The sequence below is a fragment of the Vagococcus coleopterorum genome, assembly GCF_011303955.1.
GTDB lineage: Bacteria > Bacillota > Bacilli > Lactobacillales > Vagococcaceae > Vagococcus_D > Vagococcus_D coleopterorum.
Map to the genome: position 1 here is coordinate 251160 of NZ_CP049886.1, position 22124 is coordinate 273283.

At 35.4% G+C, this 22124-nt stretch carries 23 protein-coding genes; 4 read left to right on the plus strand and 19 right to left on the minus strand.

The features are described from left to right. The 19 genes from pilM to G7081_RS01295 form a co-directional block, all read right to left on the minus strand. Window positions 1-1047 (minus strand): type IV pilus biogenesis protein PilM, encoded by a 1047-nt coding sequence (pilM, locus tag G7081_RS01210; protein WP_238786647.1) that lies wholly within the window; start codon window positions 1045-1047, stop codon window positions 1-3. 25 nt (window positions 1048-1072) lie between these two features. Next, window positions 1073-1849: a prepilin peptidase gene (locus G7081_RS01215; RefSeq protein WP_166006663.1), complete on the minus strand. Its 777-nt coding sequence runs from the start codon at window positions 1847-1849 to the stop codon at window positions 1073-1075. A 57-nt stretch (window positions 1850-1906) separates the two neighbouring features. Further along, entirely contained in the window at window positions 1907-2389 is a 483-nt protein-coding gene (locus G7081_RS01220) for a type II secretion system protein (protein ID WP_166006665.1), read from the minus strand. 148 nt (window positions 2390-2537) lie between these two features. Next, complete coding sequence (locus G7081_RS01225) at window positions 2538-3017, minus strand: pilus assembly FimT family protein (protein WP_166006667.1); 480 nt, start codon at window positions 3015-3017, stop codon at window positions 2538-2540. Between the two features lie 26 nt (window positions 3018-3043). Beyond that, entirely contained in the window at window positions 3044-4255 is a 1212-nt protein-coding gene (locus tag G7081_RS01230) for a type II secretion system F family protein (RefSeq protein WP_166006669.1), read from the minus strand. Then, window positions 4255-5460 carry a type IV pilus twitching motility protein PilT gene (locus G7081_RS01235; RefSeq protein WP_166006671.1) on the minus strand — a complete coding sequence of 402 codons (1206 nt, stop codon included), beginning with the start codon at window positions 5458-5460 and terminating at the stop codon, window positions 4255-4257. The genes G7081_RS01230 and G7081_RS01235 overlap by 1 nt, the downstream gene beginning before the upstream one ends. Before the next feature lie 18 nt (window positions 5461-5478). Further along, complete coding sequence (locus tag G7081_RS01240; RefSeq protein WP_166006673.1) at window positions 5479-7041, minus strand: GspE/PulE family protein; 1563 nt, start codon at window positions 7039-7041, stop codon at window positions 5479-5481. A 17-nt stretch (window positions 7042-7058) separates the two neighbouring features. After that, entirely contained in the window at window positions 7059-9032 is a 1974-nt protein-coding gene (locus G7081_RS01245) for a hypothetical protein (RefSeq protein ID WP_166006675.1), read from the minus strand. Further along, window positions 9019-9714 (minus strand): PulJ/GspJ family protein, encoded by a 696-nt coding sequence (locus tag G7081_RS01250; protein ID WP_166006677.1) that lies wholly within the window; start codon window positions 9712-9714, stop codon window positions 9019-9021. Before G7081_RS01250 ends, G7081_RS01245 begins: the two co-directional genes overlap by 14 nt. A gap of 13 nt (window positions 9715-9727) precedes the next feature. Beyond that, the gene (locus G7081_RS01255; protein ID WP_166006679.1) at window positions 9728-10405 is read right to left on the minus strand and encodes a type IV pilus modification PilV family protein; all 678 of its coding nucleotides are present in this window, start codon (window positions 10403-10405) and stop codon (window positions 9728-9730) included. Window positions 10406-10431: 26 nt separating this feature from the next. After that, entirely contained in the window at window positions 10432-11781 is a 1350-nt protein-coding gene (locus tag G7081_RS01260; protein WP_238786648.1) for a glucosaminidase domain-containing protein, read from the minus strand. A 16-nt stretch (window positions 11782-11797) separates the two neighbouring features. Beyond that, window positions 11798-12031, minus strand: a complete 234-nt coding sequence (locus tag G7081_RS01265; RefSeq protein WP_166006681.1) for a hypothetical protein — start codon at window positions 12029-12031, stop codon at window positions 11798-11800. 15 nt (window positions 12032-12046) lie between these two features. Continuing rightward, window positions 12047-13168, minus strand: coding sequence for a signal peptidase I (gene lepB, locus G7081_RS01270; protein ID WP_166006683.1), 1122 nt, complete (start codon window positions 13166-13168; stop codon window positions 12047-12049). A 35-nt stretch (window positions 13169-13203) separates the two neighbouring features. Continuing rightward, entirely contained in the window at window positions 13204-14274 is a 1071-nt protein-coding gene (locus G7081_RS01275) for a coiled-coil domain-containing protein (protein WP_166006685.1), read from the minus strand. 158 nt (window positions 14275-14432) lie between these two features. Next, the gene (locus tag G7081_RS07700) at window positions 14433-14885 is read right to left on the minus strand and encodes a tyrosine-type recombinase/integrase (RefSeq protein WP_275115410.1); all 453 of its coding nucleotides are present in this window, start codon (window positions 14883-14885) and stop codon (window positions 14433-14435) included. Continuing rightward, window positions 14845-15561 (minus strand): site-specific integrase, encoded by a 717-nt coding sequence (locus tag G7081_RS07705; protein ID WP_275115411.1) that lies wholly within the window; start codon window positions 15559-15561, stop codon window positions 14845-14847. Before G7081_RS07705 ends, G7081_RS07700 begins: the two co-directional genes overlap by 41 nt. 340 nt (window positions 15562-15901) lie before the next feature. Then, entirely contained in the window at window positions 15902-16678 is a 777-nt protein-coding gene (locus G7081_RS01285) for an HAD family hydrolase (protein WP_166006686.1), read from the minus strand. A gap of 30 nt (window positions 16679-16708) precedes the next feature. Then, the gene (locus tag G7081_RS01290; RefSeq protein ID WP_166006688.1) at window positions 16709-17413 is read right to left on the minus strand and encodes an LrgB family protein; all 705 of its coding nucleotides are present in this window, start codon (window positions 17411-17413) and stop codon (window positions 16709-16711) included. Further along, window positions 17391-17798: a CidA/LrgA family protein gene (locus tag G7081_RS01295; RefSeq protein ID WP_166006690.1), complete on the minus strand. Its 408-nt coding sequence runs from the start codon at window positions 17796-17798 to the stop codon at window positions 17391-17393. Before G7081_RS01295 ends, G7081_RS01290 begins: the two co-directional genes overlap by 23 nt. A gap of 239 nt (window positions 17799-18037) precedes the next feature. Between G7081_RS01295 and G7081_RS01300 the strand changes: the two genes are divergently transcribed. Genes G7081_RS01300 through G7081_RS01315 form a run of 4 tightly spaced genes read left to right on the plus strand, consistent with a single transcriptional unit; the run spans window position 18038 to window position 22103 of the window. Next, a complete protein-coding gene (locus tag G7081_RS01300) occupies window positions 18038-19102 on the plus strand; it encodes a DUF871 domain-containing protein (RefSeq protein ID WP_166006692.1) in 1065 nt (354 codons plus the stop codon). A 5-nt stretch (window positions 19103-19107) separates the two neighbouring features. Next, window positions 19108-19998, plus strand: coding sequence for an N-acetylmuramic acid 6-phosphate etherase (gene murQ / locus G7081_RS01305; RefSeq protein ID WP_166006694.1), 891 nt, complete (start codon window positions 19108-19110; stop codon window positions 19996-19998). A gap of 23 nt (window positions 19999-20021) precedes the next feature. Beyond that, window positions 20022-21458 (plus strand): PTS transporter subunit EIIC, encoded by a 1437-nt coding sequence (locus G7081_RS01310; protein WP_166006696.1) that lies wholly within the window; start codon window positions 20022-20024, stop codon window positions 21456-21458. Window positions 21459-21461: 3 nt separating this feature from the next. After that, entirely contained in the window at window positions 21462-22103 is a 642-nt protein-coding gene (locus tag G7081_RS01315) for an HAD family hydrolase (protein WP_166006698.1), read from the plus strand. The last annotated feature ends 21 nt before the right edge of the window (window positions 22104-22124 follow it).

The window sequence follows — 22124 nt, forward strand, 5'->3', positions numbered from 1 at the left end:
CTAGTGCACCTCCTTTAAGGCTAAGCTAGCTGCTAGCAAGAAACGGTAAGGCACTATATTCAAATCTTCTGCAACCGACGGCTCTTCTAAAACACTAGTTGGAATGACATTTGTCATTTCCATAATTTCTAAGACATCCGTCTTCAATCGTGGGTGTCCTCCTACTAGATAAATCCGTTCCACCGTACTTCCTACCGAAATATCGTTCTCAAAATACGCTATAAGATTCTTTAATGTTTCCCCAAGTTTTTTCAAAGCGATTCCTTCACTTCGATATTCTGGTATAACTTGACCTTTCTCTTCTCTGTAGCGCCAATTCCCTCGGTTATAAGCTTCATTTTGGACATAGACTGGCGCCATCTTTTCAAAAATCGTAATTGTCGCTTCACCAGAATCAATTTCTACTAAAACAAAAGTTTGACCCCAGTTAATTCGTTTTTTAAAAATTTGAGTATAGGCTAACGCGCTAAAATCAACTCCCACTAGATTACCTCCAACTTTTTGAAAGGTATCTCCTAACTCAATTAATAACGGTTCGGATGTGATAATAATGGGCACCTTGCCATTTACTGCAAAACGATTCCGTTTCATAGTCTTTACCTTTACGTCATCTCTAAGACCATCCGCTTTAGATAACCCCAATTTCCTTTTTTTCACCCTCTTTGATTTTGCTACTTTAGGTCTTTCTAATACCAACAAATCAAAGATTGGATCCTCGAAAGGTAAAGAAATTGATTGTCCTAATTCAAAAAATAAGAACTCTCTGATTTCTTCTTCTGACGTCATATCTTGCAATGGAATTTGTCGAATTAATAATTTTGAATTTAACGTTGCGATTACTAATTGTGGGTTTTTAACCTTAACTTCACTAAATATTTCATCTAATAGATCGCTTAATTCTTCTTTATTTTTTAAGCCATTTTCCTTAAAAAAACTACCTTTCCCTAATTTTTCACCATACAGCCAATACCCCTTTTTGTACATACAGTACCTAATGACATTTTTCTGGATATCAATTCCTATGACTTCGCTTTTCTTACCAAACATTTCTTTTCCCCTTTTCATCGAGATATTAATTAAACAACTGTATCAGCGTTGCTATTTGTCCTGATGTAAACAAATAAACCAAATATGAACCTATTGCTATTGAAGGTCCAAAAGGAATTGTTTTTTGTTTCTTCCCTTTAAAAATAAATATAATAATATAACCAATAATTGCAATGACTGATGATACAAATAAAGAAATCAACACACCTATTGGACCAATAAAAATCCCAACAACAGCGAATAATTTAATATCTCCGCCTCCAATTGAATCTTCTTTTGACAACCCTAATAAAAATAATGGTAAAAAGCCTGCGATAAAGCCTGCTAATGGATACCACCAAAAATCATTTTGTGGAATGATTGCTCGTTCGACGATTGCCATAATAAAAAAAGAAAGTAACACTTTATTTGGAATAATCCGGTAGTAAGCATCTGAAATGCTGACTGTAAATAACAAACAAATGAGTGTAAAACTCACTAATGTTTCAGGTGTTAGTTTTAAGAAAAAAGCACTACTTACAAATAAAACACCAATAAGAACTTCTAAGATGGGGTTAAATACCCCAATCTCAGAAGTGCATTTATGGCATTTCCCTTTTAGAAACAGATAAGATACCACTGGAAAAACATGCCATAAACTAAGTTCTTGGTCACATTTTTCGCAATGAGATTTCCCCATTAACGTTTCTTTTTTTGGAATTCGATATCCCACGACCATGAAAAATGACCCTAGACACATTCCTAATATAAAAATATAGCTAAATATAAATATTAGGCTAATATTATTTTGAACGACATTCATGTAAAAACTCCTTCTGGATTTGGGATACGAGGTTAATCGTAATTTTTTGTAACCTTACTATGGTGTAGTTTTAGTACCAAATAGTATTTTTCTATCTAAGGATAAGATTTGATCATTTGAATACTTAGTTAGAGCCTTACTGTCCTTACTACCTGCTTTTAATGATTTTTCTGGAACTGTAATTTTCACAACACCATCACCATCAATCTCAAAGAGAACAGCCTCTGGTTTGTTCCATGTAGTCGTTGGCACTTCTAAATACCCACCATCAATAACATCTTTTAAGGCAAAACTTTTCATATCATTTGTAGAATTTGTAGATTGGTATAACTTACCAGCATTCATCGCTTGTTGAACATTTGCAACACCAGCATCTTCTTTTGAATTTTGAATTACTTGACCAATGGCAGTTACACCAATCGCCGCAATGATTGCTAAGATAACTACTGTTGCTAACAACTCAACTAAAGTCATCCCACGTTCGTCTTTTAATAATCGACTCATTTTATTTTCTTCCTTTAATACTAAAACGTTTGTCATTCTTGTTGCCCCCAATATTTTTTCTTTTTTTATATTAAAACTAGAAGTCTAGATTTCTAGTTTAATAACCCTTTTAGGCTCCTCAGAGCGGTAATTCTTTTTATGAACCCAAGATTCGATTCTTGAGCACGCTATCTTATTCTTTCAACTAAGGTCCCCAAAGCTGTTCGCGACTCAGTTTATAAATCTGATTCGTGGATAGCTTTTCAAATGGCAAACTTCTTTTCATGCCAGCCTTTAACTGTTTGCCTACCTCGTCGGTCATCAATAAACTTCCGTTTTTACGCCAAATAAAATAGACTTTGTCAGGCCGTTCCCACGTAGTTATCGGAACTTCTAAATACCCTGCTTCTATGACTTCTTTAAGAGTGAAGCTTGATTGATTCTTATCCGTGTCACGAACTTTTGTAATTGTTTGAAAAATTAAAGCCGCATTCATCGCTTGTTGAACATTTGAAATTCCGACATCTTCCTTATTATGTTGAATAACTTTACCAATGGTCGTCACACCTATTCCTGCAATAATTGTTAATACGACTAGTGTTCCCAGTAACTCCATCAATGTAAGACCTGTTTCATCAGCAATTAGCTTTTTGATACTACAACTTTCATTTTCCTCAACAATCACTGTTATGTCTCCTGACCTTTTAAAATCTACCCTTGAATCGTTGTATACATTGCAAACATTGGCAACATGATTGCTGCCACAATAAAACCAACGATACAAGCAATGACAACCATAACAATTGGTTCTAAAATAGTTTTAATACGTTTACTATTTTCATCGACTTCTTTTTCAAAAATGATACTCAATCGATACAGCATGTCATCTAACGAACCCGTTCGTTCTCCAATTTCTACCATTTGTGATAACGTTAGTGGCACAACGGGATTATCTGTGAATACATGGCTTAACTTACCCCCATTTTCAACTTCCATTTCACACTGAGTAATAAGCTCACGAATACAAGTATTACTTACTGCATCTTTCGACATTTTTAAAGCATTCCCCATAGGAACCGAACTGGAAAGTAAGGTTGATAAAGTCGTCATCAACATAGCAAAATTGCTTTTGGCAATAAAATCACCAAATACTGGTAGCCGTAATTTCAATGTATCCAATTTCAAAACAAATTTCGGCTCTTTTTTAGCTAAAGTAAAGCCCATAATGGCAACAGCAATTAGAATGGCAATATAAATACCTTTAGTTGTTAAAAAGTCACTCATAGCCATTGTAATTTTTGTGATTGCTGGTAACTCCGCATCAAAACTTTCAAATAATGCCACAAACATCGGAACGATTTTCACCATTAAGAATACTGCTACACCTATCGCAGCAATAAACATCATGAACGGGTAGATCATTGCGGTGATCATATTACTTTTGTTTTCTTGACTTTTTTCGAAGTAATTAGATAATTGTGCCAAACTACTCTCGAGTGATCCTGAAACCTCCGCTACAGAAATAACACTGACCAATAGAGGCGGAAAAGCATTTGGGTGTTTCCGATAACAAGCCGATAAAGTTTCTCCATTTTCTAAATCTTTTCTTATTTCTTCTAATATTTGATGAAATAATTTATGTTTAACTTGTTTTTCCAACATAATAGAAGCATCTAAAACCGTAATCCCTGCATTGATTAAAGTAGACATTTGTCGTAAATAGGGCGAAACGATTTTCATGCTAACTTTGTTAAATAACTTTATCTCTTTGTTAACTAGTGTTTCTTCTTGTTCTATAATTGTTCGAATTCTAATTTTACTGTCACGAACTTTTTGGCGTGCTTCCGCCAAGGAATTCCCTCGAACATTACCTTTTACTATCTCTCCTGTTGGTTTCAATCCTTCATACGTATATAAAGCCATTAAAGTTCACTACCTTCTTCTAAGTAACTTTCTGCAACATCGGAATCAACACGCCCCGCACTTATTAATTGAATAATTTTAGCTTGCATCGTATGCATCCCCTCATTTTTACCCATTTGAATCATATTACTAATTTGATGAGTTTTACCTGATCGGATGATATGAGCAATTCCTTTGTTATTCACTAACATTTCAGTGGCTGCAATTCGTCCATTTCCATCTGGAGTCGGTAATAATCGTTGAGATAAAACTCCTAGTAAAGCTCCTGCTAGTTGTGAGCGCACCTGTGGTTGTTGAATAGCCGGGAAAACGTCGACAATTCTTTCAATGGTTGCTGGTGCACTTGAAGTGTGCAACGTTCCTAAAACTAAATGTCCTGTTTCAGCAGCAGTCAACGCTATTGAAATAGTTTCAAAATCACGCATTTCGCCCACCAAAATCACATCTGGATCTTGTCTCAGCGCTGCTCGCAGTGCATTACCAAACGAATCCGTATCACGACCAATTTCTCTTTGAGAGATAATAGATTTTTTGTGGTTATGAACGTACTCAATAGGATCTTCCAATGTTAAAATGTGAGTGTTTTTTGTATCATTTAAATAATCTAACATGGCCGCCAATGTCGTTGATTTACCTGACCCCGTAGGCCCCGTTACTAAAAATAATCCCTGCGATTTGTGGATTAAATCTTTTAAAATATCCGGCATTCCCAACGATGTTAAATTGGGAATTTTAATCGGGATTCTACGAAACGCAATTGAGGTTGTATCTTTTTGACGAAATATATTAATCCTGAAGCGAGCCGCTCCTTTTAATTCATAGGCTAAATCAATTTCACCATCAGCCAAAAAAGTGGCCCATTGTTCATCGTTACAGACTAACCTAGCCATTTTAGTAATCATTTCCGAATAAAGAACAGGAGTCCCTTGGATAGGAACCAACTCACCATTTAAGCGAAAAATTGGCTCTATCCCTTCAACAAGATGCAAATCGGAAACTTCTTTCGAAACAGTTAAAGCCAGCCACTCATCTAAAGTAGCTTTGGGATCTTCAATCTGTTTTATTACCGTTTCAGCTATACTTTTACCTTGTAAATTCCCATTTATTTCATCAGCAATCTCATACAAATTATTAAAGTTTAAATCCAGACTAGATTCCAACTCTAAATCAAACTCACTTTCTAAATAAGAATCCTTTCGATCCATTCAATTAACTCCTTTATATTATGATTCTGTTGCGACAACTTTCATTATCTCCTCAACTGTTGTATAACCAGCAATAACTTTTTCAAGACCATCATTTACTAAAAAGCGCATCCCATGTTCTTTTAAATAGTCAACTAACTCTTCACTAGTCACTTGAGACGTGATCATTTTTCTAATTTCAGTTGTTACAACTAATAATTCTTGAATAGCCATACGGCCTTGATACCCGCTATATCTGCATTTAGAACACCCTGTACCTTTATACATGACCGTTGGAAACACATTATATTTACTTAAAAAAGTCGCATCTTCACTAGTAACTGGTACCTCCGCTTTACAGTTGGAACAAATCGTCTTAACTAAGCGTTGTGATAAAACTCCACCTAATGAATTGGCTACCAAGAACGGGTCTACACCCATGTCAATTAGTCGGTTAACCGTACTTGCCGCATCGTTTGTATGAATTGTTGATAAAACTAAATGTCCCGTCATTGATGCTCTAATAGCAATTTCAGCTGTTTCACCATCACGAATTTCTCCTAACATTACGATGTTTGGATCCTGCCTTAAAATAGAACGAAGTCCGCTAGCGAAACTCAAGCCGATATCACTGTTAACAGCTACTTGATTAATTCCTTCCAATTGATATTCAACCGGATCTTCAACTGTAATAATATTGACGTTAGGTTTGTTTAATTCATTCAATGCTGCATAAAGTGTTGATGATTTACCCGAACCTGTTGGTCCAGTAACGAGAATAATGCCATGTGGTTGCCGCAATAACTGACGTAACTCTAATAATGTTTGTTGTTCAAATTTAAAATCTCCCAATTCTCTTATCCCAACAGACCTGTCCATAATCCGAATAACAATTTTTTCGCCATGAATTGTTGGTAACACTGAGACCCTTAAATCGACTACTTTGCTGCCATTTTTGAACACAGCTCGTCCATCTTGCGGAGCTCGCGTCTCCGTTATATCTAATGAAGAAATAATTTTCAATCGAGAAATAACTGGTGCTTGAACACTTTTTGGCAGACGTTTTAACTCTTGTAATTCACCATCTAATCGAACTCGAACTGTCATATACTTATCTTGTGAATCAAAGTGGATATCGCTTGCTTTTCGGTCAATCGCATCTCGTAATAAACTATTAACTAACTTAATAATTGGTGAATCATCGCTGTCATGATTTTCCTCTGTCTCATCATAATAAGGTAACGATTCAGCCTCTACACTAAAGCCGTCTAAACTAATATCTGATGGGTAATCCCTAACAATTAATTGCTGGATATCACTTTCGCTCGCTCCGAGAGGTTTTATCTGCATACCAGTTTTTAACCGTAAATCATTTAACGCTGAATAATTCATTGTGTTCCCAATCGCAATAGTTAAACTATTATTTACATAATCTACTTCCAAAGGAATTAAACTATGTTCTTTTGCAAAAGATTTAGGCACTAGATTCAATAGTTCTTTATCTATTGAATGATTAAACAAATCAATTGACGTATTTGTTAATCCATCGTTATCAAAACTTGTTGAGCGATCGTAATTCTCTGCATATTGATTGTCTTCCATGGACCATACCCCTTTACTTAATAATCGACATCCATTACATATGAAAATGTCCTAGAAATTAATTGTGAAGATTCTACTCCACCTGAATTAATCGGTTTTACAATCGTCACTTCCCCATTCTTAGCTTCGTCTTCTTTAGAAACGATTGCGACCGGAATCGCCTGTCTCTTTAATTCACTCTTTAAATTTTCTGCATCCGTTTGGTTATATGCATTCAAAATAACTTTCCCATTTAAAGTTTTTTTACTCACACTATTAAATAAAAAAGTGTCGTCAAAAAAAAGTAAATCCGGCAATAATTTCATTGAAAATTGAGCATCTTTTTCTATATCTAAATTGAAGGGTTCTACACCTGTATATCCCAATTCAAGAGTCGCTCGGTCCTTCAAGATAATCCCATTCCAATCTTCACTATCACCATAATATTTAGAGTTGTCCTTCGAATTTTTTTTAGGTGTATCTCGACGATTTGTTTTTGGCGCGTCTATAAAGCTCTTGCCTGCCACAACCATTTTTGTATTTTTACCGTCTAATATAAATTTCGAAGGCGCATACGGAGTAGTAACACTCTTACTTTCATCAAAATATGATATATTTTGTCTTTCACTTTGACGATTAATCATGGCACTTGTTAATAAAAAATTACCGGCAACATCAATTTTTCTTTCTGCATCGGAACTTGCCATAAGGTTATTTCCTAAGTCAAATGACCCAGCTTCAAAATTAGAGCTAGCAATTACTAATGACCCTTTTTGATATTCTGACCAATAATTATCCACCGGATTTTTTTTAATGGGATTACTTTTATACCCATTTAAATTATTAGCCTTCATACCAGTCGAGCCACTGAGCGATAATTGTCCCTCGCCAAATAAAAATCCACCTGGTTTTTTATTATTTTTCTTTGTGTTATTTACCAGCATTCCCATAGCATCCGTACTCACCTTGTTTAAAGCTAAGTAGCCACTGGCATCTGAAAGGTCAACAAATATTCCTCTGCCTGCTTTGATGGACAAATCACTGATTGAATTCTCTTGATTCTGCTTACTTCTCAAACCTAAGGTTCCATTAACTAATAAGTTTTGAGAGTTAGTCGACTTCCCTTGCAACTTAACGCCATTTTCTAATAACAATGATCCTTGCAAAGATAAATCGGCTACCGGTTTACCAGTTCTGGAAAAATCTAAAAACTTACCATCTGTTGTGTCAAAATATCCCTGAGCATCTTTCCCTGTTTCATAACTCGCATTATCATTATATTCAGTGTAATTAAAAGTTTTCCTGGTCTCTTCCCCGTAATTATAAAATTCAACCATTTTTTTTACCCATTCATCACCTGACAAATAACGCGCACCATTTGGTAAATTGTGTGAGTAAGCGATATTTCGCCACACATCTAGTTCCGTGAATTCTTCCGCAATATCTATTTGGTTCCACTGGACCTCGTAGACAAAATCGACTGTACTTTGTTTCTCTTTCACTTCACCTGTTTTCAGTGTTTCCTTAATTTCTGTTTCTAATTCAAAAGTTAACTCAATATTGGTAGCCGCAGTGGGATTGTTTGCAGATGGATCCTTTTTCCACCCACTAGCAGTCATAATATATGGTTTGACTTTCTTTTTTTGAATAGACTTCAGCTCCACAGTGCTGGCGAATTGTTTTTCACTCCCAAAAGATTGTTTAGTACCAACATTTTTCGGCATTTTTTCATCTACTAAATGACCTAACTTTTGAGGTGTGTCTCCAAAATCCACAGTCTTTAATTCTTTAGGCGATAGGATCTCATCCATACGTCTCTGGATATCATCCGTTGCATCTTGCATCACATATTCTTCTGCATCTTTCATCACCTTAACCTGATCAGCTTTATCCACTTGATTAAAAACAATCCGAGCTACATAAAATACTCCGCCGACCATCAACGAAATAAATATAATTAATCCGAGAACGGTAATTAATGCAAATCCTGATTCGTTTCTACCATCTACCATCTCCCGGAACATCTCCTTTCGCCTTGTCATCATCACGATAATACATAACAGATTTTCTTGAATAGACCGTATTAGTCAATTTAGAAAGTTTATCAAACTCCCAAGTCCCTGATTCTGCTTCATAATACTCAGAAAAGTTAATATCATCTTTGTAAAATAAAACCATTACCGTTGTTTGAATCGAAAATGTATCACGATAATTAGGGGTTTTATATTGCGTGTTGGTTACTTCATTTTCATTTTTTTGTTGTAGTATTTTAATTTTGATCTTGGGATTCTTAATTTGGTAAGTCGTTTTAGTTTTGTTTAATGTGTCATTTATATTTGTTATAGCAATTTTATTCGTGCCTTGCTCCTCATCTTTCATCGCCAACCATTCCCCCGTCGCTGCATCTTCAGCTAAAGGTTTAATAATATGGGCTTTATGCCAATCCACACCTGTAAATTTCCCCAAATAACCGGCATCTTTATAAATGTTTTTAATTTTACTAATACTCTCCATTTGAGCAAACATGTTATTAGCAGCCTGCTGTATTTGAACTTTTTCACCTTGAATATCCGTTGTTTTTACAGTGGTGAAAAAAATACCTGATATTAATATTGACATGACTCCCAAAAGAACAGTGACCCCTATCAACTCTATTAAGGACACTCCACGTTCATCTTTTAAAAATTTATTCAAAGTGTTCCACTCCTTAATATTCAGGGACCCATCTCATTTGAGTTTCAGTTAATAATGCTCCTGTATCCTGACTATAAATTAATATAGTCAATTCCAAGCCACGCTTGCGAACATCTGTGTCATCAGTCCCACCTGTGGTTGCAGTTGCATTAACCTCAACTAAAAAGGCATCATTTTCCGTCTTGGTTCCAATATATTTTCCAATATTGTATTTATTAAATTCATTTTTTTTTAGACCATTTGGTAAAAACGAACCCGAAAGATCATACTCTACCTTTGAAATGAATTTCCCTCGTCCAGTGTCTGATTTATTTCTTAATACTTCACCATATTTATTCTTGCCCGTTTGAGGATCAACTTGGACCCCCGACTCATCTAAAATCAGATGTTTATACCTCTCAGCAAGCTCTTTATCCGTTAATAAACCTGAAATACTTTTTTCATTTTTCAGCGCTAAGGGATTTAAGTTGGCGATATCTTGGGTTTGCGCTCGATAATTTAACCACTCTTTAATATCATCACGAACAAAAGCTGCTTCCTCTTTCAGCTTATTTTGATCAATAGCAATGAAATTTTGCGAAGTCATTGTCGCCAATCCAGCCAAAGCTATCCCTAAAATCAGCATGGCCGCTACTATTTCAATAAGCGTCATACCCTTTTCATTATTTAGTATTTTATTAAACTGACGCATGGTCTGATCCCTCAGTTTCTATTTGACTATTTTTTAAAAGTGATGTCTTTGTCACTTGAAACCTCATGAATTTTCAAGGTCATTAGTTTTTCAATCCTGTTACTTTCACTACTAGTTATTGCTGAGTCATCCACTTTTTCTTCACGTTTCGGATGATCTTTTTCTACTAAAAATTCATCTAGATTTATATCCGACTTTTCCTTGCTTTGCTTATTACTTAACAACTTAGTTTCATTTTTATTTCCAGACTTCTTAGCTTTTCCAGTAAACACTGTTTTTGGATCGTTATCGTACTGTGTTAATTTATACGTCGTAATAATAGCGTTTAATTTTTGGGCGTATCTTGTGTCGGTTGCATACCTTCCTGTTAAAAACGCAGTGACATCTCTATAAGACTTAGCGTTAGACTTCCAGGTATTCTTATAAAAATTAGGATTACCTGCTATTCCTTTTTTTAATAAAATCGCATAATCTTCCAAACTTTCTTTATAACTCGGATATTTTCTAAATCCAGAATTTATTGTGTACATTTTCCCACTGCCGTTATCCTCGCTTGTAGGCATCGTAACGCTTGACCCTTTATACGACCCTTTCACACCAAACAAATTATAATTTGGCTTACTAGATAACAAGCTATTACCTGATCCTGTTTCTAAAATGGCTTGTGAAATCATAACTGATGCATATAAATCATTTTTCCAAGCAATCTCTGTAGCGTCTTTTCTTATTGCATTTATAAACCCTGTCGTTGTTTGATTTTTAGCGACTGAAAAATAATAATTATCTTCCACAGCATTTCCACTTAAATTAGTTATGGCTTCTTCTGAACCACTTACCCGAATTTGTTCCTTTGAAGGCTTATCTGGTATCTCAGGTTCTACTGTACTTTCCTGTGACGACCCATTGTCGTTTGGCTTACTTGGACGGGGTTCATCAGTACTGTTTTCCTTTGGTAACGTTTCAGTTTCTAAAGGTTCACTTGATTCGTGTGATTCATTAGTCATGTTTTCAGTTGTTTCTTCTGAATGAGTTGTCTCTCCACTTTCCTCTGGAATGTCCGATTCTTCCGTTTCTTTTGAAGAACTTTCGCTTGTTTCCTCTGTTGTCACTTCTTCAGAATTCGATTCTTCTTCTGATATTTCTGTTGTTATTTCTTCTGGCACTTGACTGGCTAACAATTCTTCCGTCCCACTTACAGTCTCATTTTCAGTACTTTTAGTGTCGGCTTCTTTGCTTTGACTAGCTTGTTCTTCTGATGTCTTCGCAAAAAGATGAGGCTCAAATTCACCCATTCTATCTTTAACAATTATCCCCGTCCCTAAAACTACCGCGACAGACAACACTATAAAATATCTTGTTCTTTTTCGAACGCTCATTTAACCCCTACTTCCTTTATTTATCATTTTCTATCAGTAATTTTTGATAATGAAATGCATTAAACCTAAAATAAAAACTGATTAAAAAAAGAATTAAGCATAAAAATACATCTGCTACCGTTGTAATTGCTAAAGAAAAAAAATATAACCGGATAATAAATATCACACTTATAAACATCGTCACTATTGAGGCTCCCAAATAGCCCCAATATAGATACTCTGTTATAGTTAAATCTTTCCAATCAATCATTCAAACATCCACCTTTTATTTTTTTACAATCCCAATAATTTTTGATTTGTTTACTTCCCCAAAAACTCTACTATCAATAGAGTTTGCTCGATTATCCCCTAACACATAATAAGAATCCTCTGGTATTTCTATCAAAGAAGAAGTTTCATCGTCCTGACTAAAATTATCTTCAACCAACTCATTATCGATATACAACTCCCCTTGTTTATAAAAAAGGGTTTCCCCAGGTAACCCAATCACTCTTTTAACATAATTTTGACCATCCCCATGATCAAAAACAATTACATCAAATCTTTTTATATCGGTCGTGCCTTTCGCTACAATCACGGCATCATTATTTCGAAAAGTCGGCATCATTGATTCCCCATCAATTTTAGCTTCGAAAGGCCCAAAATTTTTCCAACCAATGAACAGTAGAAGCACTGCGATTGCTACCGCTATAGCGATGCCACCCCATATTTGTTTACTAACCAACACTTTGTTCTTTGTTTTATTTTTTTCTTTTTTTTGAGCTTCTTTAAAGTCCTTTCGACTCAAAGACTCAATCTTATTACCTTTGTTCATTTTGTCATTATGTCTTGGATGATTATTTTTTATTAATTTCTGATCATTTGGTAACTTTTTCTCTTTTATCTTCTCTTGATGCGTTACAGTTTCTGTTACGTCAACATTCATATCAACTATCGCTTCAATATCAGATACAAACGAATCTAGTTTAGCCCCTTCAGAATTGTATATTCGATTTAAAAATTCTATAAAGCTAAAACTTACCGGAAATCCGCTATCTGCTTGAATAACAGACACGAACTCAAAATAATACGTCTGACTGTCCTCTGAAATAACAAGCTTGATATCGAGCCAAGCAATCTTAGGGAATTTTTTTTGAAAATAAGATAATATTTCTTCCCACTTTATTTTTTGATCATATACTGTTATTTCCAAATGCTTCAAAGGGCTTGCAATTTTAAAAGCTGAATCACATGATTGCTGTAGTTCTTTTTCATCGAATGTTAAACCAGCATTAATAAATATGTCATTCATTTTTCCCAAAATAACTTTCCACTGGTCCACTTGATAAATAATTTCACCTACCCCTGGAGCAGGCTTATGAAAAAACTCTGTATGTATTCCTACCAACTCCACACCCCCCTCTGAAAACACTTAGCTAACTTTTAAAGCAATTCGATTTTAGTATCCGCTTGGTCAAACACACTTAATCGTCTTGTTAAGTTGTTAAAACTTTCTGCTGACTCTTCTTTCACAACCATTACATCTTTATATAGATCGTACGCTTGCTCTTTGATAGAACGTAATTGTAATTCCGCTTCAGAAACCCTATTATTCGCTTCGAAAGTCGCTTGATTGATAATTTTTTGAGCATTAGTTTCTGCTTGACTTAATAATTTTTCTGCTTCTTCCGCTTTAATGTTACCCTCGTTAATTGCGTTAGTTATTATATTTTCCGCCTTTACTTCAGCACCGTTGATAATTTGTTTCGACACTGATTTTGCCTCTACTAAAGCGTCCGCAATTTCAATCTTGCCATTTAAAACTTCTTGCATCGGTTTTTGAGCATCTACAGTACATTCTCTCAATTCCTCTTGCAACTGAATGTTTTTTTCTTTTAAAAGTGTTATCTCTTTCGAAATATTTTTATCGTTTTGAACTTTACGTTCATTAAACTCTTGCTCTCTTTGTCTGAATTTATTTTGTTGTTGTTGCAACATCATTTTTAATTTTTCGTTTTCTTCTAGCAAAACGTCTTGTTGATTATTCTCTGACTCCCGTTCCACATTGTTTTCATTAACTTTTCTTGTCAATTCTTTATTAACGGATAATAGTTTTTGAATTTCTAATTCAAAATCGTTTATTTTTTTCGTTAACTTACTAACCTCATCACTATTATTTTTTCTAAGAGTATCTAATGTTTTATCAATCTCTTTCTGAGCTTCTTGATAATCAAATATTCGCTTACTCAACAGATCAATTTCTTGTTGCTTATCATTTACTTCTTGCTTTACTTTTTCATTTAACAGTGTTACTCTTGCATTCTCATTTTGAAGGTCTTTTAATTCGGTAGAAACGCTCTCATTCTTTTGGATATTACTGACATTCGAAATTCCTGGCAGCGCACTATTTACTGCTTTTTTGTACCTTGATTTTTCTAAATCCGTGCCTGTACCAACTTCTTCATATTCATACTCATAATCATACTCATTGATGTCTTTCTTTTTACTGAACATTTTATTTCCTCCTCTTATCCAATTGCACTCTGATTTGTTTGGCAGTATTTTATACCTTGTTTTAAGTACAAACTAGAAAAAACAAGCCAACTCTTTTAATACCAAAAGAGTTGGCTTGTTTTTGTGACGGCGTATGACGGCTTTAAAATACATCTGAATTACGTATAAGTACTGCTGACTTCTTTTTGCTCCATTTGTTCAATCACTTTTATTCTTTGTTCTAGTAATGAATCAGTGTAAATATCTAAAGTCATTTTCGTTGAATGGTGGCCCATTAAGACGCTCAATGATGTAATATCAGAAGTTGATTCATTGCATCGTGTGGCAAAAGTATGTCGTAATTGGTGAAAATGGCGATCCGACAAACCCGCTTTTTTCATGATACGTTGAAAATGATACGTTATTAGTCTAGGTTCCCGTGGATGTCCATTTACAGAAAAAACAAATGAGCTTTCTTTTTGTTTAGAGTGCTCTTTTAAAACCGCATACAATCTATTGGTCATTGGAATCACTCGTATTGATGCTTCCGACTTCGGCGCCCCCAAGATAAGCTTAGTCTTTGCATGTGACTCAATTGTTTTTTCCGATTCTTTGATACGTGTGCCTAACATAAATAGTCCCTTTTTCAAAGTCAATGTCTTTCCATTGTAGCGCAGAAATTTCTCCAATTCTCATCCCTGTTTGTAACGCTAAAAAAATTGGTAACCCATTGGAATGTTCTTCACTCAGCGCCATTTCTTCTAGTTTTAATTGTTCCATTTGAGTTAATGCCTGAACCTTCCTTTTAGGTACTTTAGGTAATTGAATTTCTTCGCACGGGTTAGAAGATAAGATTTCTTTTTTTTGTGCAGCTGACAAGCACTGCTTAAGTAACGATATTAGCATTTTGACGGTTGACGGATTTAAACCTTGTTTCATTAAATTATTCAACAACATTTCAATTTCATATGTTTTAATATCACTAATCAGGTATCCATCTAATAGTGGTAAGATATAATATCTCATTTTGTTATTATAATGTGCATATGTTGATTGCTTCACACGTTCTTTTTTTTCATGTAACCAACACTCCATCCACTCTTCAAACGTTACACCATAATTTTTATTAACTAATAGTTGATCCTGATAATAGGCTTTATAATCGATTAATTTATGTTTAACTTCATAATAGCTCTTACCGTATATATAACCATACTTAATTGATCCATTTACCCGTCTACCTTTCCAATACCGTCCTTCCCAACGACCATCTTTGCGCTTATAAATATTTTCTCCTCGTTTGCTCAACAAGATTCCCCCTTTATTTATTTGACGGCTTAAACGACGGCTTAAAAATAACTAGCAAAACTAGCTTGATTCCAACTGTTTAATTAGAATCATCAAAAAAATTTCTCATTTTATTTCCCCTTTCCATACACTAGTTCCGCATAAAAAAAAAGTTGACAAGTATATATTGATTAAACTACACTAAGTATAGACAAAAAACCTACGAAAAAAAACGAATATTATACAATTTTCTAGTTTGTACTTAAAACAAGAAAAATATGAGAATATTCTTATATTACAAAAATTAAATTACATTAAATATACAAAGTAAAAAAAAAAGACCTAACAGGTCTTTTTTTTTTTAGATTAAATTAAAGTGCTGACAAGCTTTATATATACCATCGTTATCATTGGTATCTGTTATATAGTCACCAAAAGTTTTTACGTGATCAGAGGCATTCCCCATGACAATACCTAAACCAGCAAGTTTCAACATTTCAATGTCGTTCTCACCGTCACCAAAAGCAATAATATCTTCATGCTCAAAGCCATGATCTTTTGCAATCACTTCTAAGGTAGCTGCTTTCGAACCATCTTTCGATACGATATCCACACCATCTGACAACCAACGTGTGAAGCGTAACTCACTTAATAATCCATTGAATAATTTTTCTTGGTCACGAGTACAAAACATAATAGCTTGATAAATCGCTTCTTCCTTATCAATATCAAATTCATATGATGGATTCAAGTGTTCAAACCCCACCGCATTTTGACGTTTTTCTTGATCTTCAAAAGGTTTTTGCTGTTTCACACCACGCTCTGTTTGGTATAAAATATCCATTTTATTTTCATTCGCTACTTCAACAATTGTTTTTAGTTCATCTTTATCAATCGGGAAGCTATGTTTTAATTCATGATTTTCGTAACTATAGGCACCATTACATAACAAATAATTTTCAACGCCTAATTCCTTCAGTGTTTCTTTCGCTGTAAAGTAACTACGACCTGTAGCCACTGTCACAAAGTGACCAGCCTCTTCTAATTCGCGTAAAGCTTTCAACGTATTTGGTAACAACGTTCTTTTTTCTGTATACAACGTACCGTCAATATCAAATGCAATTAATTTTCTCTTCACGTTTCAATCTCCCTTGATTTAAAAATTAGTTTATAACCACTGCATGAACAATTGTAACATAAAAGGTGCGACAAATACTGTTACGACTCCAGTCACTCCAATTGCAAGGCCTGACATTGCTCCTTCGGCTGTGCCTAACTCCAACGCTTTCACCGTCCCAATAGCATGAGCAGAAGTTCCTAACGCGATTCCTTGAGCAACCGGCTCTTCCACTTTAACAAATTTCAATACGGCAGGGGCCATAATAGCTCCACCAATACCGGTGATAATAACTGCAATAATGGTAACTGTGCTAATTCCGCCTAGTTGCTTACTAACATCAATAGCTATTGCTGTTGTCACAGATTTGGGCAGTAGTGATGCAAGTAAAACTTCGTCGTATTTCAATAAAACAGCAAATAAACCCGTCGTTAATGTACTAACAATCGTGCCAGCAATAATTCCTGACATAATCGAACGCGCATGATGTTTCAATAAGTGAATCGAACGGTACAATGGAATCGCTAAAGCTACCGTTGCCGGAGCAATCAGCATATTCAAGATACTCCCACCAACATAATAATCATCGTAACTAATCCCTGTGATTTTCAAGGTGGCAATGACGATAATAATCGAAACAATTAAAGGATTGAATATCGCAATCTTTAATTTAGCTGCTAATTTTCGTGCGCATAAAAAGACAAAAATAGATAAAATCAATCCGAAGAGCGGATTACTCGTCAATTCGTGTAACATGACCTTCTGCCTCCTCACTTGTCAAATCAATACAATCTCCTTCGTATTTTCTTTTGACTGCTTGAACTACCATGCCAACGACGCCCATTGTTAATGCTGTTGTCACTAACATCACGATTAATAAAGAAAACCAGTGATCTTTAATAACAGGGAAATAAACCATAATTCCCACTCCAGCTGGTAAGAATAAAATACTTAGATTATCTAATAAGAACGTTCCTACAGTGTCCACATCATCTAATTTCACCACTTTAAAATACAAACCAGCAAATAGCAATAACATGCCAATAACACTTCCCGGAACAGGCAAGTGCCCTACCTTAGATATAATTTCACCTAAAAAAGTAAAACTAATAATTAATAAAAATTCTTTAAATAATTTCATGAAACTTCCCTCCCATAACACATATTAGTATACTCCTATTTCTCTGAAAGTTGTGATGGAAATTTCAATTCTCTATATTTTCTTATAATTACCTAATTAGTCTGAAAAAATAACAATCCATCAATTACTTGAGAAACTTTTTTTCATTTTATTTTATTTTTTAGATAAACTTGAAATTTTTTTTCGTTTATTGTAGAATGAAAACGGATACAAAGAGAAAGCGAAAGGAGGTTAGATATTTGTTAGGCTTTTCAATCTTTTTAAATAATGATTTAACTACTGAAACAAAAGATTATATTAAAAGTATGAAGGTAGCTGGATTCGAAGGCATTTTTACTTCAATGCACATTCCCGAGGACGACGCCACAAAATACAGCGACAGACTATTAGCTTTAGGCTCTATCGCCAAAGAACTAAACCTATCACTGATGGTGGATATTTCCACAAAAGGTCTTAGCGCATTAGGTCTAAACCTCAATGACAATCCTGAAGACATAAGAAACCTCGGTGTCACTGGACTACGAATGGACTATGGCATTCCGATGGAAACCATTGCAAATGTTTCTAAGGTTATGAATGTAGGATTAAATGCTAGTACTTTAACAGAACGGGAAGTTGAAGAATTGCAAGGCTTCAATGCTGATTTTTCAAATTTCGAGCTGTGGCATAATTATTACCCACGTGTTGAAACGGGATTAGAACGGTCAAACTTCATTAAAACAAATCAATGGCTACGATCGTTAGGTTTGAAAATTATGACATTTGTCCCTGGCGATGGTATTTTACGTGGTCCCTTATATAAACACTTACCTTGTTTAGAAGAGCACCGTTATATGCATCCCCTAGCTGCCGCAATTGATATGTTTGATAATTGTGAAGTCGATGCCGTTTATATCGGCGATCAAAGTATTAAAGCAAATACTATGGATCAATTTAAAGAGTATTTCCAAAATGATTTAATGGTCTTACCCATTAACGTAACGTCATATATTCATACGAACTTATTTATTGGTACCCATACAAACCGAGTGGATGATGCCCGTGATGCAGTTCGTAGTCAAGAAGCACGCTTTAAAGAATTCCCTACTATTCAACCCGATAATACTGTGACTCGCTCTAAGGGCTCAGTTACATTAGATAACGTTGAATACCAACGTTATATGGGTGAATTACAAATTACAAAAAGAGATTTAGAGCAAGACCCACGAGTGAATGTCGTGGCAACTATCCCTACACCAGATGTAGACTTAGTTTCCTTCATTAAACCTGGTCAACGTTTTAAATTAATAACCGAAGGAGATTAATTATTATGGACTTAACAAAACTAACAACGGAAACACGTAACCAAAGAACTTTAAACTTAGATCAAATGAGCATTAACGAGATTTTAACTATCATGAACGAAGAAGACCTTTCAGTTCCTTCTTCTATTAAAAAAGCCATTCCACAGATTGAAAAAGTTGTTGAACAAATTATCGCTGCTTTCAATAAAGGTGGTCGTTTAATTTACACAGGTGCCGGAACAAGCGGTCGTCTAGGTATTTTAGATGCCGCTGAGTGTGTTCCAACATTCGGAACTGAGCCCGAAATGGTACAAGGTTTAATCGCTGGCGGTATGTCAGCTATGACCGTTGCTGTTGAAGGTGCAGAAGATTCTGTTGAATTAGGCAAAACTGATTTAGTCGACATTAATTTATCAGATAAAGATATCGTTGTTGGAATCGCCGCAAGCGGACGTACGCCTTATGTTATCGGAGCTTTAGATTACGCAACTGAAGTCGGTGCTACAACAGCTACTATTTCTTGTAACGCAAACGCGGCAATCAGTGAACACGCAAGTTTCCCTATTGAAGTTGAAGTCGGACCTGAAATTTTAACTGGTTCAACACGTTTGAAATCAGGTACTGCTCAAAAGTTGGTATTAAATATGTTATCAACAGTTTCTATGATTGGTATTGGAAAAGTTTACAAAAATCTGATGGTCGATGTTAAACCTACCAATGAAAAATTAGTAGAACGTGCTAAACGTATCATCATGGAAGCCACTGAATGTTCTTATGGTGTCGCTGAAGAACATTTTAACCTAGCAGGTGAAGATGTAAAACTAGCCATCGTTATGATTTTAACTAATTCTCCAAAAGAAGAAGCTCAAACTCAATTAGTAAATGCTAGCGGATTTGTTAGACGCACTATTAAATAAAATAATAAGAAGAGGTGTTTCAAATGACAGATAAAATTAAAACTATCGCTACTGGCATTTACAAAAATGTCGGTGGTATGGAAAACGTTGGAAAAGTTGTTCACTGTATGACTCGAGTACGTATGGAAATTAAAGACTATAGCAAAGTTAATTTAGAGGAGCTTAAAGCTGTCCCAGGAGTAATGGGGGTTGTCGAAGATGATACCTTACAAGTTGTTATTGGACCTGGAACTGTAAATAAGGTCGCTCTAGAAATGTGTGAAATGGCTGGTGTAAACCTTGGTGATACATTCCCAGACACTGCCAATCAATCACTTTCAGGAAAAGACGCCGTTGAACAAAAAGCGGCTCAAGTTAAAGCTCAAGTTAAACAAAAAAATCAAAAACCTTGGTCAAAAGCACTTAAATCAATATCAAATATTTTTGTTCCACTAATCCCAGCCTTTGTTGGTGCCGGAATCATCGGTGGATTCGCTTCAATTCTACAAAACTTAATCACAGCCGGTACTGTTGATGGTGATATGTGGTTGAACGTTCTAACTGTTATGAACATTATCAAGAGCGGGGTCTTCGCTTACTTAGTATTGTATGTTGGTATTAACAGTGCCAAAGAGTTTGGCGCTTCACCAAGTTTAGGGGGAGTTATCGGGGGAGTTACCATGCTAACTGGTATGAATCCTGAAGCTCCACTACCAAACATCTTCACTGGTGGTAATCTTTCTGCTGGTCAAGGTGGGGTTATCGGTGTCATTTTCGCCGTTTGGATCATGTCCTTCCTTGAGAAAAAACTACGTAAAGTCATTCCAGATTCAATTGATATCATTGTGACACCTACTATTACATTACTAGTAATGGGCTTAATGACAATTTTCCTAATTATGCCAATCGCTGGTGTTGTATCTGATTCATTAGTTGGCGCTTTAAACTGGGTACTTGAAATTGGTGGTGCTTTCTCTGGATTCGTCCTTGGAACGTTATTCTTACCAATGGTTATGTTTGGTTTACACCAAATTTTAACTCCAATTCACTTAGAAATGATTGAACAAACAGGTAGCACATTACTATTACCTATCTTAGCAATGGCTGGTGCTGGTCAAGTTGGTGCCGCAGCTGCATTATGGTTGAAATGTCGCAAAAATACTCAATTAACAGAATTAATTAAAGGTGCGTTACCTGTTGGTATTTTAGGTATCGGTGAGCCGCTTATTTACGGAGTTACATTACCACTAGGTCGTCCATTTATCACAGCTTGTATTGGTGGCGGTATCGGTGGTGCTGTTGTTGGTTTACTTGGCAACGTTGGTGCGACATCTGTTGGACCAAGTGGTGTGGCATTAATTCCACTTATTGCTGAAGGCAAGTGGTTCAGTTATGTTTTAGGCCTATTAGCTGGTTATGCGGGTGGATTCATTGCAACTTACTTCTTTGGTATCTCAAAAGACATGCAAAAAGAAAGCTAATATATGAAAAAAGCAGTCATCTTCGATATGGACGGCGTAATCATCCTTTCAGAAACACTCTATCAAGCACGACGTGATACTTTCTTCAAACAATATGGTGAAACCATTTCCGAAGAAACGAATCTAAAATTAATCGGTTCAAATCCTAGCGATATGTTTCACTTATTATATGGAGATGATCCAATCAAGGAGTCGGTTCGAAAAGCAGCATTTATGACGTTTAAAAAAGAGTATCCCATGGATTATACCCATGTACTTAGCCCGGACATAACAGATGTTTTAGTCGAATTGAAGAAACGCGAAATCAAAATCGGCTTAGCATCGGCTGGACCTTTAAAAAACTTACATCAAATTTTAAAATTGCATCAGATTGATCATTATTTTGACGTGATTTCAAGTGGTGAAAGTTTCCCTAAAAGCAAACCACACCCCGCTATTTACGAGCATACCGTTCGAAAGCTAGGACTCACTCCTAATGACTGTCTTGCTATTGAGGATTCCACTCATGGAATTGCTTCAGCAACTTCAGCTGGACTGGACGTTCTAGCAATTAATGCGCACGGTTATTCAATTGACCAGTCTCAGGCAACAGAAAAAATTAAATCTCTACGTGACATAATCCCTTGGATTGATTGCTCTATTTAGTAAAAAAGCCTATAATTTAGA